This window comes from Enterococcus malodoratus ATCC 43197, from assembly GCF_000407185.1.
GTDB classification, from domain to species: Bacteria; Bacillota; Bacilli; order Lactobacillales; family Enterococcaceae; genus Enterococcus_A; species Enterococcus_A malodoratus.
Map to the genome: position 1 here is coordinate 993540 of NZ_KE136483.1, position 15329 is coordinate 1008868.

Annotated in this window: 19 protein-coding genes and 1 other annotated feature; of the genes, 16 read left to right on the forward strand and 3 right to left on the reverse strand. The window is 39.8% G+C overall.

What is annotated here, in order from left to right; genetic code table 11:
• Positions 1–5 precede the first annotated feature (5 nt).
• From I585_RS20290 to I585_RS20325, 8 genes are all read left to right on the forward strand, one after another.
• Positions 6–992: a LacI family DNA-binding transcriptional regulator gene (locus I585_RS20290; RefSeq protein WP_010740151.1), complete on the forward strand. Its 987-nt coding sequence runs from the start codon at positions 6–8 to the stop codon at positions 990–992.
• 184 nt (positions 993–1176) lie between these two features.
• Positions 1177–1914, forward strand: a complete 738-nt coding sequence (locus I585_RS20295) for a sugar phosphate isomerase/epimerase family protein (RefSeq protein ID WP_010740150.1) — start codon at positions 1177–1179, stop codon at positions 1912–1914.
• Positions 1914–2159 (forward strand): hypothetical protein, encoded by a 246-nt coding sequence (locus I585_RS20300; RefSeq protein ID WP_010740149.1) that lies wholly within the window; start codon positions 1914–1916, stop codon positions 2157–2159. Before I585_RS20295 ends, I585_RS20300 begins: the two co-directional genes overlap by 1 nt.
• Positions 2160–2172: 13 nt before the next feature.
• Positions 2173–3444 carry a hypothetical protein gene (locus tag I585_RS20305; protein WP_010740148.1) on the forward strand — a complete coding sequence of 424 codons (1272 nt, stop codon included), beginning with the start codon at positions 2173–2175 and terminating at the stop codon, positions 3442–3444.
• A 19-nt stretch (positions 3445–3463) separates the two neighbouring features.
• A complete protein-coding gene (locus I585_RS20310; protein ID WP_010740147.1) occupies positions 3464–4426 on the forward strand; it encodes a sugar kinase in 963 nt (320 codons plus the stop codon).
• Complete coding sequence (locus tag I585_RS20315) at positions 4423–5049, forward strand: orotidine 5'-phosphate decarboxylase / HUMPS family protein (protein WP_010740146.1); 627 nt, start codon at positions 4423–4425, stop codon at positions 5047–5049. Before I585_RS20310 ends, I585_RS20315 begins: the two co-directional genes overlap by 4 nt.
• Complete coding sequence (gene hxlB, locus I585_RS20320) at positions 5046–5588, forward strand: 6-phospho-3-hexuloisomerase (RefSeq protein WP_010740145.1); 543 nt, start codon at positions 5046–5048, stop codon at positions 5586–5588. Before I585_RS20315 ends, hxlB begins: the two co-directional genes overlap by 4 nt.
• Positions 5589–5598: 10 nt before the next feature.
• Positions 5599–6237, forward strand: coding sequence for a bifunctional 2-keto-4-hydroxyglutarate aldolase/2-keto-3-deoxy-6-phosphogluconate aldolase (locus tag I585_RS20325; RefSeq protein ID WP_010740144.1), 639 nt, complete (start codon positions 5599–5601; stop codon positions 6235–6237).
• Positions 6238–6308: 71 nt separating this feature from the next.
• On the opposite strand, the gene I585_RS20330 is transcribed toward I585_RS20325, so the two are convergent.
• Entirely contained in the window at positions 6309–7073 is a 765-nt protein-coding gene (locus tag I585_RS20330) for a DeoR/GlpR family DNA-binding transcription regulator (RefSeq protein WP_010740143.1), read from the reverse strand.
• 222 nt (positions 7074–7295) lie between these two features.
• Here I585_RS20330 and ulaG point away from each other — a divergent pair, with 222 nt between their 5' ends.
• From ulaG to I585_RS20365, 7 genes are all read left to right on the forward strand, one after another.
• Positions 7296–8363: an L-ascorbate 6-phosphate lactonase gene (gene ulaG, locus I585_RS20335; protein WP_010740142.1), complete on the forward strand. Its 1068-nt coding sequence runs from the start codon at positions 7296–7298 to the stop codon at positions 8361–8363.
• A 17-nt stretch (positions 8364–8380) separates the two neighbouring features.
• Positions 8381–8839 carry a PTS sugar transporter subunit IIA gene (locus I585_RS20340; RefSeq protein WP_010740141.1) on the forward strand — a complete coding sequence of 153 codons (459 nt, stop codon included), beginning with the start codon at positions 8381–8383 and terminating at the stop codon, positions 8837–8839.
• Between the two features lie 12 nt (positions 8840–8851).
• Entirely contained in the window at positions 8852–10342 is a 1491-nt protein-coding gene (locus I585_RS20345; RefSeq protein ID WP_010740140.1) for a PTS ascorbate transporter subunit IIC, read from the forward strand.
• 84 nt (positions 10343–10426) lie between these two features.
• Positions 10427–10726: a PTS sugar transporter subunit IIB gene (locus tag I585_RS20350; RefSeq protein ID WP_010740139.1), complete on the forward strand. Its 300-nt coding sequence runs from the start codon at positions 10427–10429 to the stop codon at positions 10724–10726.
• Positions 10727–10740: 14 nt separating this feature from the next.
• Complete coding sequence (locus tag I585_RS20355) at positions 10741–11382, forward strand: 3-keto-L-gulonate-6-phosphate decarboxylase UlaD (protein WP_010740138.1); 642 nt, start codon at positions 10741–10743, stop codon at positions 11380–11382.
• 1 nt (position 11383) lies between these two features.
• Entirely contained in the window at positions 11384–12244 is an 861-nt protein-coding gene (locus tag I585_RS20360; RefSeq protein ID WP_010740137.1) for an L-ribulose-5-phosphate 3-epimerase, read from the forward strand.
• Positions 12234–12947 carry an L-ribulose-5-phosphate 4-epimerase gene (locus I585_RS20365; protein WP_010740136.1) on the forward strand — a complete coding sequence of 238 codons (714 nt, stop codon included), beginning with the start codon at positions 12234–12236 and terminating at the stop codon, positions 12945–12947. The genes I585_RS20360 and I585_RS20365 overlap by 11 nt, the downstream gene beginning before the upstream one ends.
• A 71-nt stretch (positions 12948–13018) precedes the next feature.
• Here I585_RS20365 and I585_RS20370 read toward each other — a convergent pair whose 3' ends face one another.
• Together I585_RS20370 and I585_RS20375 are read right to left on the reverse strand one after the other, a co-directional pair.
• Entirely contained in the window at positions 13019–13501 is a 483-nt protein-coding gene (locus I585_RS20370; RefSeq protein ID WP_010740135.1) for a hypothetical protein, read from the reverse strand.
• A 27-nt stretch (positions 13502–13528) separates the two neighbouring features.
• Positions 13529–13930: a hypothetical protein gene (locus tag I585_RS20375; protein ID WP_010740134.1), complete on the reverse strand. Its 402-nt coding sequence runs from the start codon at positions 13928–13930 to the stop codon at positions 13529–13531.
• A gap of 167 nt (positions 13931–14097) precedes the next feature.
• Positions 14098–14344: a binding site (T-box leader), on the forward strand.
• 111 nt (positions 14345–14455) lie between these two features.
• On the opposite strand from I585_RS20375, the gene I585_RS20380 reads away from it, so the two are divergent.
• Complete coding sequence (locus I585_RS20380; protein WP_010740133.1) at positions 14456–15295, forward strand: SAM hydrolase/SAM-dependent halogenase family protein; 840 nt, start codon at positions 14456–14458, stop codon at positions 15293–15295.
• Positions 15296–15329: the final 34 nt, after the last annotated feature.

Here is a 15329-nt window from a genome sequence, read left to right on the forward strand (position 1 = left end):
AAAATATGAAAAAAATTACAATCAAAGAGGTTGCTGAAGAAGCGGGCGTTTCAAAAACAACAATCTCACGATTTTTAAACAATAATTATGGCAACATGTCTAAAGAAACGAAAGCCAAGATTGCAGAAGTAATCGAGCGATTGAATTATCGTCCCAGTAAACAGGCACAAGCTTTGAAATCAAAGCACAGTTACTTGATTGGCGTGGTGGTTGCGGATATTTCCAACATGTATTCTTCATTGCTGCTAAAAGGGATTGGACAGGTGTTAGAACAAAGTGGTTATCAAATGATCATCATGGATGCCGCTAACTCGATTATGCAAGAAAAAGATCTACTGGAAAAACTACTAGATCAAAGTGTCGAGGGTATTATTTTGCAGCCTTCATCACGACAATCAGAAAACTATGAGTTTATTTCAGAACGCAATATTCCGCTTTTGTTGGTCGATCGTCAAACAGAACCTGAACGCTGGTCTTCCGTATTGACGAACAATGTCGCTTCAACAAAAACGGTTCTAGAGAAGGCGCTTGAAAAAGGGTATGAACAAGTAGTAGTCGTCAGTGAACCGATCAAAGATGTCAGTACTCGTGGATTAAGATATACAACGGCAGAGAAGGTCGTGAGAGAAGCGAGAAAAGATTGTCGATTGGTAGAAATTGATCAAGACAATCAGCTTAATGATATTTTGGAGGAAATTCGTGCCGAACACAAACGAACGTTACTATTCGCGTCAAATGGTCGAATGTTAATGGATGTTTTGACGTGGTTGATTCATGAGAAAATTGAGATACCTAATGAAATTGGAGTGACAGGTTTTGATGATTGGAATTTGACTGAATTAGTCGGACCGGGGATTACTAGTATTGAGCAGCCCTCAAAAAAAATTGGAAAAGTTGCGGCTGAACAATTATTGAAGCTGATGACTTCAGAAGCAAACCCGATTCAAGAAAATATTGTACCATCGACTGTTCAATGGCGTAAATCTGTTTAATGTAGTTATTTTTTTAAAATATTTTATAGTGATTAAGCCCGTTTGGAAACCGATTTCCAAGCGAGGCTTTTTATTTTGACAGACAATAAGATGTTTTTTAATAATGAAAGCGTTGACAAATTATAGAAACCGGTTTACCATATGTGTATAGAAACCGGTTAACCAATTGAAAGGACGCGATTTTATGAAGAATGGAAGACTAGTGCTTAACTTTTTAGTATATGCGGATAGAGTAGCAAATGGAGAATTGCAAGGAGAGCTATTACAAGAAATAGCCGATTTAGGTTTTACTCAAGTAGAAATAAGAAGAGAGTATTTCCAAAATATTGATGAAGAGATACCTGTTATTAAATCCGAGGCAGAACGCTTACAGATGAAGTTGTTTTACAGTGTTCCAGATGAAGTTTATGTCGATGGAAAGATCAATCCTAAGTTGGGACAGTATTTAACAGAAGCACAACAAATGGGTGTTAAACATATCAAATGGAATACAGGCGATTTTAATGGCGATCTTCACGAAGAAGAATTGAAAGCGCTTCTTGATAAGGAAGTAGAGATTTCCATCGAAAACGACCAGACTCAAACATCTGGGACGATCAAAGCGATTGATTCTTATATGAAGGCGATTAAAAAGGCCGGTGTGAATATTGGTTATGTTTACGACCTTGGTAATTGGCGTTTTGTTGGCGAAGACGAACTAGAGGCGGCTGAATTATTAAAAGATTATGTTCATTATATTCACGTGAAAGACGTTCGGTATGAAGATAAAAAACCAGTAGCAGCCGGACTCGATCATGGCGAAATTAACTGGCGCAAAGTTTTGCAGCTTCTTCCGCAAGACGTGCCAGTGGCAATTGAATATCCGACAACAGCAAATACTGAAATTCTAGAAGCTAAAAAATTATTGGAGGCTGAAATCTAATGACTGAACAACAAACAAAAATCGATCCAGAAAAATTTGCTTATCATTTTATGGAAACGATTCATCGTCCCGAAATCGATAAAGAAAATATGGAGAGTGCCGCAAAAGAAGCATTAGCAGCATATCTAACTGGCTATTATTTGATCCAAAAGTTCAATCACTTGGAAAATGATTTCTTTGTTGAAGATCATGCGAAACCAATTTCAAAATATCAACGTATTTTAAGCGAGTTAAACAAATACTAGGAGGCGAACAAACATGGGTAGCGCAATAACAGGAATACTCTTGGCCGTAACCTTTATCATCTTTGTTCTGTATGCCATGAAGGGCGGAAACTTAACAGTCGGATTCTTCGTAATGGCAATCTTGTGGACGATCATCGGAATGGTTCCATTCAACACAGCAGTAAAAGAGATATTTACTGAACCCGTATTGAATTATGGAAAGACCGCCGCATATATTATTTTCGGGTCTTGGTTCGGCCGAGTCTTGGTTGATACGGGAATTGCCGGAAGTATCAGCCGACGAACAGAAAAGGTCGGAAAGAAGAGTCCGGTTCTAGCGACGATTTTAATCGCTCTTGTAATCGCTTTAATTTTCACGAGTTCATATGGTGTTGGTTCTGCCATCGCTGTAGGTGTCATTCTGTTTCCAATCATGTTTTCGATCGGCGTACCAAAAAATATCGCCGTATCCATTTTTACAATCGCGATAGGAGCGGCAATGTACGTCAATAATGTATTGTTCGTTCAATTTCAAGTGTTCTTTCCAAAAGTGGAGTGGGGACCTCATTACCAACGCTTTGGTTTTGTCGCCATGGGCGTACAGATGGTGATTCTGATTCTCTTCATTCTATTTAATGCGAAGAAAATTCGTAATGGAAAACCAGAAATTGTCGAGAGCGACACAAAAGAAGAGGTAGTAGAAGTTCCAGTTTGGACGTATATCTTGCCAGTCATGCCCGTGGCCTTGAGTATTTTTGCCAAATGGGATGCTGTCCCAGCGCTCTTACTATCAACTATTATCGCTTTTGCGGCAACTGGAAATATGAAGCGGTACAGCAAGTTTGTCACTATGATGAATGAAACCGCTAAACATGCGATTAGCGATATCGCTGGCTTACTGATCATGTTGTTCGTCTTGACGATGTTCCAATCAGCAGCCGTTCATGCGATGTCGGGCTTTACTAGTGTCTTCCAAGAAATCATCCCAAGCAGCAAACTGGTTCTAATTATCATCGTTGCCATCATCGCACCATTGTCATACTTCCGTGGTCCATTGATGCTGTATGGCGCAGGCGCTGCGACCGCGGCGATCTTAGTCGGAACTGGAATGTTTGATCAGTATTTCCTATACGGTTTGCTCGTTGTGCCATCCATGATGGGTGTATCCGCTTGTATCACGCAGTCGTGGAATTTGTGGTCTGTGCAATATGCGGGACTGGATACAAAAACGTTCCTAATAACTGGTCTGCCATGGGCGTGGGCCGCTACTGTTTTGAATCTAATCGTTGCCTATATATTACTTTAAAAGAAAAGAGGAAATGAACATGAGTGAATTTTTAACTATTGGTGAACCAATTGCGTTGTTTGGATCAGAAGAAGTGGATAAGTCTTTAAAAGATGCTTTACATTTTCAAAAATTTTTGGCAGGTGCTGAGGTTAATGTGGCTGTTGGTGTCTCACGTTTAGGGCACTCCAGTGAGTATATTACTCAAGTTGGGAAAGATCCTTTTGGTGAATTTATTATCGATCGCTTACATGAAAATAAAATAGGAACAGATTACATTTCGGAAACGGCGGATTTTTGGACCGCTTTTCAATTGAAGGATCGGGTTAGTCAAGGCGATCCAAGTATTTTCTACTTCCGCAAGGGTTCAGCTGCGACACATTTTGATCAGTCTATTCTAGATGAAATTGATTTTTCAGAAGTGAAAATGGTTCATTTGTCAGGGATCTTCCCAGCTATTTCCCCAACAGCTCAGGCCGCTTTCCGTTACTTGATTAGCTTATTAGAGAAAAATCATATCCGTACGACGTTCGATCCAAACTTGCGCCCGCAGCTTTGGGCGAGTCAAGAGGAAATGGTAGAGACAATTAACGATCTAGCTTCTCATGCTGAGATCGTATTGCCGGGAATCAACGAAGGTGAAATTTTAATGGGCAGTCGTGAACCTGAAGGGATTGCGGATTTTTATTTGACTAATGGTGAGGCGACCCAAACAGTTATTGTTAAGTTAGGAACAGAAGGTGCGTATGTAAAACAAAAAGACGGTTCTAGTTTCACTGTGCCGGGCTTTAAAGTAGCAGAAGTCGTGGACACTGTTGGTGCTGGCGATGGCTTTGCAGTTGGATTAATCACTGCTTTAATAGAAGAAAAATCGTTAAAAGAAGCAGTAATTCGAGCAAATGCGATCGGCGCGCTAGCAGTTCAATCACCTGGTGATAACGATGGGTATCCAACTCCGCAAGAACTAGAAGAATTTTTACAAAAACAGGAAGTGGAAGCATGAAATTACAGACAGCAATTGATCGGGTTTCGTTAGAGGATGCGATTGCTCTAGCCAAACAATTGGATGGAAAAACCGATATTTTAGAAATGGGTACGTCCTTGGTTAAGGACTATGGTAACTTAGCAATTGAAAAATTGAGAGAGGTCTTACCGCAGACTAGCCTACTAGTTGACAGCAAAACGATCGACGAAGGTGCCTATGAGTTTAGCCAAGCTTTTCGTTACGGGGGAGATATCGTCACCGCAATGGGCGCAGCTTCGGTAGATACCTTGCAAGCCTGCTATGATGTCGCACAAAAAGAAAACAAAACAATGATGATTGATCTTCTGGAAGTCTCGGATGAAAAAATTGAGCAGATCAAGCTATTCCCAGATGCAATCTATGCGTTGCATCATTCTGTAGATCGCAAAGATCATTTCGATGCAGCTGCAAGTGTGGAATCTTTTCGTCAAAAACATCCCGAAATTAAACGTTTAGCGATTGCGGGCGGGATCGATCTGAGACAGGCGCAGCTTTTGGCAGAACAAGGAATTATTGAAGTGGTCATCGTAGGATCAAAAATTGCGAAAGCAGAAAATCCTTTACAAGCAGTAAATGAATTTATGGGGGCTGTACACAAATGAAAACAATCGAAACGATTATGCAAGAAATTAATCAAGTAATGGGACTGGTAGATGAGCAGGAACTAGATCAAGCTCTGCCTCTGTTCCAAAAAGATAAACGAATCTTTGTGATTGGTGCGGGCCGCAGCGGGTTTCAAGCGAAGGGATTTGCGATGCGTTTGATGCACATTGGTTACACTGATTATGTTATGGGGGAAACAATCACTCCTTCAATCCAAAAGGGTGATACATGGGTCGCGATTTCCGGTTCGGGAACGACGAAAGGGATTGTTGCTGACACTGAGGCGGCAAAAAAACTTGGTCTGGATATTATCGCATTGACTAGTGATAAACAATCACCGTTGGCTAAATTGGCGGACCAAGTAATTGTTGTGCCGGGTGCAACTAAAACTGGAGCAGGAATAAAATCCGTACAACTGTTATCAAGCTTATTTGATCAAACCGTGCATATTACCTTAGATGCACTAACTTTGAAACTTGCGCAACGAGATCAAACATCAAATGAAGATGCTCTTCATGAGCACGTAAATGTGGAGTAGGTGAAAAAGGATGAAGAAAATCGATACATTAATTCGGTTAGAAAATGCTGGAATAGTTGCCGTTGTTAGAGAAAAATCTAGTAAACATGCGTATGAGGCATCAAAGGCTGTGATTGCCGGCGGGATCAAAGGCATTGAAGTGACCTTTTCTGTACCAAATGCAGACCAAGTGATTGCTGATTTAAGAAAAGAATATAAGCAGGATGTGAGTGTGATCATCGGTGCTGGGACAGTATTGGATTCAGTCACAGCCCGTTTGGCAATAATAGCTGGGTCGGAGTTCATTGTCAGTCCCTGTTTCGATCAAAAGACGGCAGAACTTTGTAATTTATATCAGGTTCCTTATATACCAGGATGTATGACAATTACAGAAATGCAGCAGGCAATGAAAAGCGGCGCTGATATCGTTAAATTGTTCCCTGCCAATAATTTTACACCGCAAATGATCAAAGCTGCGAAAGCGCCATTGCCGCAAGTCAATATTATGCCAACTGGCGGGATCAACTTAGATAATTTGACAGAATGGAAACAGGCAGGCGCCATTGCCGCAGGTGTAGGCGGAAATTTATTCAAGGGTGTAGCACACGAAGATTTTGATTTGGTTACACAAACAGCAAGAGAATATGTAAAAGTATGGCAGAATAATTAATCAGAGACAATCAAGCTGAAAGTAAAGAAGTGAGAACCCGATTCTATGTTGGAATCAAGTTCTCACTTTTTTTAATCAATTTGGATGACTTTCACCCCGGCATTTTTGATTTCGTTAAGAACCTTGTCTGAGCAAAATTGATCGGTAATCAGGTAATCGAAAACAGAGATATCTGCTATTTTAAATTTCGAAGTCAAGCCAATTTTTCGGTGATCAGCAACTAGAATTTTACACTTGAGCGTTTTATTGATCATCATCTCGTTAATTGTCGACTCATTCAAAATTTTAGTCGTAACGCCATTTTCAACACTAACTCCGCTGCAGCCGATCACACAAACATCTGCATTCATAGAGGAGATCGTATTCAATGCAATATCTCCAACGAGTGCTTCTTTCGGAAAACGCATCTCTCCTCCAGTCAAAATATAGTTGCAGTTATCCTTGTGAGGGGAGTAGTTGACCTTTACATTGTTTGTGACGATCGTCAGGTGATTGGAATTGATAAAATCCAGTGTTTTTAATGCGGTTGAACTTGAGTTAATGAATACTGTGTCATAATCACTGACGTATTTACTGGCTTCTCTGGCGATCGCTTGTTTAATTCTTTCAGGTCCCGATTGGTCGAAGTCAGTCTTGTTATCATAATTGTAGGAACAATAACCGTAATTTCGAATGATATCATTTTTTTCCTCTAACAAATTTAAATCTCTTCGTACCGTACTAATGGATACCCCTAATGATTCTGCCAACTCGAGTGTCGTCATTTGTTCCTCTTGTTGCAGTAAGTCTAAAATATCCTTTTGACGTTTATCAATATTAATGAGCGAGTTCTTCATTGCTATACCTCCTAAATGACAATCTGTTCAATTAAATGATTTTACATAACTAGATGTTCGTTTAAAATTCCTTAACCGCTTACATTATACTAAGAAAATCATTAAAATTGGATAGAAAATCATATAAACAATAGAAAGTCATATAAAAGGGTTTTCATAATCTTGAATACGCTTTAAGATTTAATTGTAAGTCATATCAAATATATGTGAGGAGCAATCATAATGAGTAAAAGCGTCAATGAAGTAACGAAGGAAAGCTGGGTATTAGATACATTCCCTGAATGGGGGACGTATTTGAATGAAGAGATTGAATCTGAAGCTGTTAAGGAAGGAACCTTCGCGATGTGGTGGTTAGGCTGTACAGGCATTTGGCTGAAAAGTCATGAAGGAACCAATATTTTATGCGATTTATGGTGCGGAACTGGCAAACGGACTCATGGAAACGGCATGATGAAAAAAGGCCATCAAATGATGCGTATGAGCGGGGTACAAAAAATGCAGCCTAATTTAAGAACGCAGCCATTTGTGATCGATCCTTTCGAAGTAAAAAATGTTGATGCTTTAGTGGTGACACATATTCATTCAGATCACTTAGATATCAACACGGCGGCGGCGGTTCACCAAAATTGTCCAGAGGCAAAATTTGTGGGACCAAAAGAAGTGGTCAATACATGGCTTAAATGGGGGATTCCTGAAGAAAAGACGATTGTCGTGAAACCGGGTGATGAAGTCAAAATTAAGGACATCAACGTGGTTGCTTTAGAAGCCTTCGACCGAACAGCTTTAGTAACTTGTGAGGATCCAGAAGTAACATTAAAAGATAAATTACCACAAGACATGGATCAAATCGCGGTGAACTATTTATTTGAAACAACTGGCGGTAGCCTTTATCATGCTGGCGATTCACATTATTCCAATATGTTTGCTAAACATGGCAATGAGCACAAAATTGATGTTTGTCTAGGAGCCTATGGGGAAAACCCGCGAGGAATCACAGATAAGGTTACTTCTGTTGATATGTTGCGGATGGCAGAGTCGCTGAACGCGAAGGTAGTGATCCCGGTCCATTATGATATCTGGGCGAACTTTATGGCAGATCCAAAGGAAATCACTGAAATTTGGAAATTCAAAAAGGATCGCTTGAAGTATGAGTTTAAACCTTATATTTGGCAAGTTGGCGGGAAGTTTACTTATCCGACAAACAAAGATGATCTTGAGTTTAATTTCTATCGCGGTTTTGAGGATGCATTTTCAGTAGAGAACGATACCCCATTTCCATCATTCTTATAGAAGAAAGGAGCAGCAACATGCTTAACTATTTTTTTGATAATGAGTTAATCAACTATTCTTCAAAAGAAATTACCGATTGGCGGGAGGCGATTTTTGAAAGCTGCCAATTGTTGATTAATAAGAATCTTGTTGATGAGACTTACGCAGCAGAAATTATTCGCTGTGTGGAGGAACATGGTCCCTATATCGTAATTGTCCCTCAAGTGGCAATGCCCCATTCTTCAGAAGACAGCAAAGGGGTTTTTGGAACGGCTATCTCATTTACTAAAATGAAACAACCGATTCAATTTGAAAGTGAAGAGGAAGAAAAATCCGCTGTTTTGTTTTTCACCTTAGCGGCTAAAGATGCAGAGGCACATATGGAAAATATTCAAAATTTGTCTGAATTACTGATGACGGATGGATTGGTAGAAGATCTGGTCGCTACGAAGTCGATCGAGGATTATCAAGCTGTGATGCAAAAGTACGACTTATAGGAGGAAAAAGTAATGGGTGATTTTTTGTTAAGTATTTGGACATATTTTGCAACGAATATTTTGACACAGCCGGCTTATCTAATCGGGTTTATCGTATTGCTAGGGTACATCCTATTGAAACGGCCGCTTTATGAGTGTGTCGCTGGATTTTTAAAGGCAACTGTCGGCTACTTTATTTTAACTGTGGGTTCAGGTGGATTAGTAAATAATTTTCGCCCTATTTTAGTGGGATTGAAAGAACGGTTCAACTTGAACGCAATGGTTACTGATCCGTACTTTGGACAAAATGCGGTGGATGCTGGATTGATGGAAACCTTTGGGCGGACGTTTGGCGATGTCATGATCTTACTATTGATCGCTTTTGTGATGAATATTTTATTGGTTCGTTTCCAAAAATACACGAAATTACGTTCAGTGTTCACAACAGGGAATGTACAGATTCAACAATCTGCGACGGCTTTTTGGATTCTATTGTTCTGTTTCCCTGATTTAGGTCGAATTCAGGTACTAATTTTCATGGGTTTAATTTTAGGCTGTTATTGGGCAGTTGCTTCGAACTTAACGGTGGGAATTACGCAGGAATTAACAGAAGGTGCTGGTTTTGCAGTAGCGCATCAGCAAATGTTTGGGATTTTCATTTTCGCGAAATTAGCCGAATGGATGCGAAAACGCGATGAGAAGAAACACAAGTCAGAAAAAATGGATAAAAAGCTAGAAGATATTGAACTGCCAGGCTTCTTGTCGATTTTTAATGAAAATATGGTTGCTACTTCTTTATTGATGTTGTTCTTCTTCGGAATCATTCTATTGGTGCTAGGTAAGGATTACTTGATCCAAGCGGAATTTATGCAGGAAGGCCAAAGTTTCCTATTCTACATTATGACGACATCGTTAAACTTTGCTGTCTACTTAGCAATTTTACAACTAGGCGTTCGGACTTTCGTAGACGAATTGACCCAGTCATTCCAAGGAATTTCAAACACGATCTTGCCTGGCGCAGTACCTGGAATTGACGTTGCTGCTACGTTTGGATTTGGTTCGCCAAATGCTGTAACGATCGGTTTCCTGTTTGGTGCTTTAGGACAGTTCTTGATGATCGGCCTGTTGATTTTGTTAAAATCCACAACGATCGTAATTGCTGGATTCATTCCATTATTCTTTGACAATGCGGTAATTGCTGTCTTTGCGAATAACCGCGGCGGGTTCAAAGCCGCCTGTCTATTTCCGTTTCTTTCGGGGATCATTCAGGTCGGCGGATCAGCATTATTCGCGACTTGGATTGGAATGTCCAAATATGGCGGCTACATCGGTATGTTCGACTGGGCGACAGCGTGGCCAATATTTGCAGTCATTATGAAGGTCCTAGGTTATGTGGGAATTGCTGTTGTGGTTATCGGACTATTGGTCATTCCACAGCTACAATACCGTAAAAATCCAGATGGCTACTTCATGATCGTTGATGATTATGAACAGTACGCAGAAAAATATCAGGAACAAAATTAAGTAATTACTTCTTTATGGACTGTGAATGTTTTTAAATAGAATCAAAAATTTATCGAAAAATATAAAAAGCAGGAGGAAATAATAATGAGAATTTTAGTATCTTGTGCGAATGGATCAGGAACAAGCTTAATGATGATGAGAAGTGTAGAAAAAGCGATGAAGGAATTAAGCGTGCCAATTACCAAAATTCACCATTGTGCGATTTCAGAAGGGAAAAGTTCGGCTACTCAATATGATGTTGTTTTTACGCCGGTCAATTTTCTAAATATGTTTACGCAGGCAGAGAAAAAAGGCGTGACTGTAATTGGGATCAAAAACGTAATGTCGGCCAAGGAAATCGGCGAAAAATTCGCGGAATCAGCATTATATCAAAAAACTAAGTAAAAGAGGAATTCAAAATGAGTAGACCGAACTTACAAATTGCATTAGACCATAATGACTTAGAGCATGCGTTAGCTGATGTTTTTAAGGTTGGTGCTGTGGTGGATATTATTGAAGTAGGGACGATTCTGTGTTTGCAGGAAGGTCAAAAGGCGATTCGCTGTATTCGCGGGATGTTTCCAGAAAAAACATTAGTGGCGGATACAAAATGTGCCGATGCTGGTGGAACAGTGGCAAAAAATGTTGCTGAGGCTGGTGCAGACTATATGACGGTCATCTGCTGTGCGACGATCCCCACGATGGAAGCAGCTAAAAAAGAAGTGGAAGAATTGCAAGTAGAGTTATATGGAGATTGGACATTTGAACAGGCTGCAGCTTGGCGTGAAATAGGAATCAAACAGGCGATTTATCACCAAAGCCGCGATGCGTTGATTGCTGGTGAAACATGGGGCGAGAAGGACTTATTAAAAGTTAAAAAGCTGATTGAAATGGGCTTCAATGTTTCAGTTACCGGCGGCTTGAGTGTGGACACCTTGAAATTGTTTGAAGGTATTGATGTATACACGTTTATTACTGGTCGAGGAATTACAGCTGCTGCGGACCCAGTTGAAGCTGCGCAAGACTTCAAGAATGAGATTATTCGTATTTGGGGGCAATAACATGGCGCAAGTCGGAATTTATGAAAAAGCATTACCCAAAAATATTACATGGAAAGAACGTTTTTCTTTAGTCAAAGAGATGGGCTTTGATTTTATTGAAATGTCGATCGATGAGACCGATGAACGGTTGGCCCGTTTGGATTGGTCTGAAGAAAAAATTTTTCAATTAAGAAGTGAGATGTTTGAGACAGGTGTACGAATTAATTCTATCTGTCTCAGTGGGCATCGGCGTTTTCCCTTTGGTTCTTCCGATCCCCAAAAACAAAAAATAGCGAAAGAAATCATGAAGAAAGCCATTCAATTAGCTCATAAACTGAGTATCAAAGTGATTCAGGTAGCAGGCTACGATGTCTATTATGAAAAAAAGTCAATGAGTTCTAGGGAAGACTTCATTGAAGGGATGAAGGAGAGTGTAAAAGAGGCATCGAAATATGGGGTGATCTTATCTGTTGAGATCATGGATGATCCGTTTATGAACTCGATTTCAAAATTTTTGGAGATTAAAGAACAGATTCATTCGCCTTATCTCCAAGTTTATCCAGATTTAGGCAATCTTTCCGCCTGGCCAGAGAATGATCCCGCCCGAGAATTAGAAAAAGGAATCGATTGTATCACTTCGATCCATTTAAAGGATACCTATCCAGTAACAGAAGAATTTTCTGGTCAGTTTCGCGATGTTCCTTTTGGTGCTGGGTGTGTTGATTTCCTGGGATTGTTGAAGAATTTAAAACGACTGGATTACGACGGCACCTTTTTGATTGAAATGTGGAGTGAACAGAGTCAAGATTTTCAATTTGAAATCCAGCAGGCCAAAAAATATCTTTATCCAAAATTGAAGGAGGCGGGTTATGATGTCGCGTGAAGAAATAATTGCAGCAATGAAACAGCGAGTTTTTGAAGCGAATTTGGAGCTGCCTCAATACGGTTTAGTTAAATTGACGTGGGGCAATGTCAGTGAGATCAATCGTGAGCTGGGTGTAATCGTAATCAAGCCAAGCGGTATAAAATACGATAAAATGCAAGCGGATCAAATGGTGGTGACGGATTTAGCAGGACAGGTCCTCGCTGAAGATAGTCTGAATCCTTCCTCAGATTTGCCAACACACGTGGTGCTTTACCAAGCTTTTGATCATGTTTCTGCCATTGTTCACACGCATTCAACCAACTCAGTGATGTGGGCGCAGGCAGGTCGTGATTTGCCGGCTTACGGAACAACCCATGCCGATGCATTCTACGGTAAAATTCCATGTACACGTCAGCTGACTGAGAAAGAAGTTAAAGAGGCTTATGAAGTGAACACGGGGCATGTAATTGTTGAGACATTTCGAGAAAAAAATTTAAACGCCAACGAAGTTCCAGGTGTCTTAGTTTATGGTCACGGTCCCTTTACTTGGGGAGATACGCCTATGAAGGCAGTAGAAAATAGTTTGATCTTAGATGAAATCTGTCTGATGGCGAAGGAAAATGAGCAGATCAATCCAAACATTTGTGAGATTCCACAATATTTGTTGGATAAGCATTACTATCGTAAACATGGAGCACAGGCGTACTATGGGCAAGGATAAAATCGGAATTCTTTATTAGTGAAGAACATTCATAACATGGGTAAATAAAGCGATCAGTTAATTCAGCCGCTTTATTTGCCCATGAATATTTTAGTGATTAGACGTTGTTCTCTTTTTTTACTTAAACGATAGAAGACATTGAAGGCACTTATTCCTATGATAATCATGATTACTATACATAATACCCAGATGGGTTCGTGAGGAAAAAGCTTTTCAAGGAGTGTATTCGTAGCAGCAATACCACCTAGCAGTCCGGCTAGTGAGACAAAAAGCCAAGCAGTTGCCCGATCAAAAAAGAGCAGCATCTGTTTCATTTGATGTTGATTTAAACTGGCATTGCGCATAATTGTCAAAGCCCGCTTTTTTTCTAGAGAGAGTTTTCGGAATGGCAGCAACCAGTACCAGGGGGAGATTTTCTTATACTCCGCGTTTTCCTCGATCAGAATCTCAATTGTATTTGCTTGCTCCTTCATTTCCAAACAACCTTGAAAAAGCGGAAACGAAAAAAGCAGCCAATTTCCCAAACAAGCCAAAACCAACATTAAAGTATCCATTAAGACATCTCCTGAGTATTAAAATAATTAGTTATAAAGTATACTGTCTTTGTAAATGCCATCACCCCAAATCTCGCTTTCTGAGAGAGTCGTTTCAATCAGTTCGATAGGCTGTTCGTTGACTAAAATCATGGCACAGCGATAATCAGCAAAGGGTTGATACAAAGGCATCAAAATCTTTTTATCAATCAATGCTTTGTCGATATTATTGACTTTGAACGCCACATGAGACTCCTTTTGGATCAATGGATCAAGAGTAGACGCAGGACCAAAAGCGTGGAGCTCAATAGGCAATGACAGATCATTTTTCATATCTAAAGAATACATATCAAAAAGCGGGCTGTATTTGGTATCCGGATGATCTTTGATTTGTTCTAGAGGTACGGGTTTACCAATATGATGAAAAAATAAGCTTATTTCGTTGTTCATTTTTATCCCTCGTTTCTTGAAAGATAGTTTATCAGAAGAATGAAAAATTTGGAAAGATTAGCAAATTCATTTTGATCAGTGTACAGTTTTTTATGTTTAATGGAGTGACTGTTTTTCTGTTTTTCATTGACAAGTGAAACTTTCTTTGCTATTTTATTAGCAATCAATAAAACGCGATGAAAAAGAAAGTAAAGTAATCATTTTTGCTAAAGAGAGTTCCTGTTTGGTGTGAGGGAATGCGAATCAATTACTTGAAAATGGCTTTTGAGCGGATTTCCCGAAGGTTTAAGGAAATACGGATGCCCCCGTTAACAAGGCACGGTCTCCAAAAAAAGTTTTTTTGGGTACTGATTGAGGTGAAATCTGTGAGGATTTTACATTTAAAGGTGGTAACGCATGTCCAATGCCCTTAGCAATTTTTTTGCTAAGGGCATTTTTTGTTTGCTCATGAGTAAGAGTGACGACTCTAATGCACAATGCAGCTTACAGGACTAGCTCAAAGAACAATTGGAAGGTGGAAGATTTATGGCAGGATTTTTAGTAGTTCAAACGGATTTTGGTTTACAAGATGGAGCAGTTAACGCAATGTATGGGGTGGCTTACCAAGTCGAACCAACATTAAATATCAATAATTTAACCCATGAAATTGAACCTTATAACATCCACGACGCAAGTTATCGATTATTACAGGCGGTTACTTATTGGCCGGCAGGCACAGTTTTTGTTTCGGTCGTTGATCCTGGGGTCGGTTCGACACGCCGCAGTGTGGTGGCAGAATTAAAAGATGGTCAATATGTAATTACACCAGACAATGGCACATTAACGTACTTGGCACAATATGTAGGCATCAAAGAAGTCCGTCAAATTGATGAAGAAACCCAACGTTTGCCAGGATCATCAGAGAGCCACACATTTCATGGACGAGATGTGTATGTTTATAATGGTGCGCGTTTAGCCAGTGGGAAAGTTGCCTTCGCTGAATTAGGTTCAGTTATTCCAACGAGTGAATTAGTCACATTCCCATTAATTGCCCCAAGTCAACATGAAAATAAGATTACCGGGACCATTGATATCACAGATATCCGTTTTGGATCATTGTGGACGAACATTCCGGTGGACTTTTTCAAAAATTGGCAGATTGAATATGGACAAAGCCTGCTAGTAAAAATATACTATCAAGGTGTGGTTCGATATCAAGACGAAGTTGTCTTCGGACGTTCATTTGCTCAAGTACTGCCGAAAGAGGCAGTTCTTTATATCAATTCATTGCTAAATGTTGGTTTGGGTATCAATTTAGATTCATTCTCGTCCGTCTATAAAATCGGAACTGGCAATGATTGGACGATTGAACTGACGAAAATTTAGAGTTAGAGCACTTATTGAAGGTTTATTGAATGGT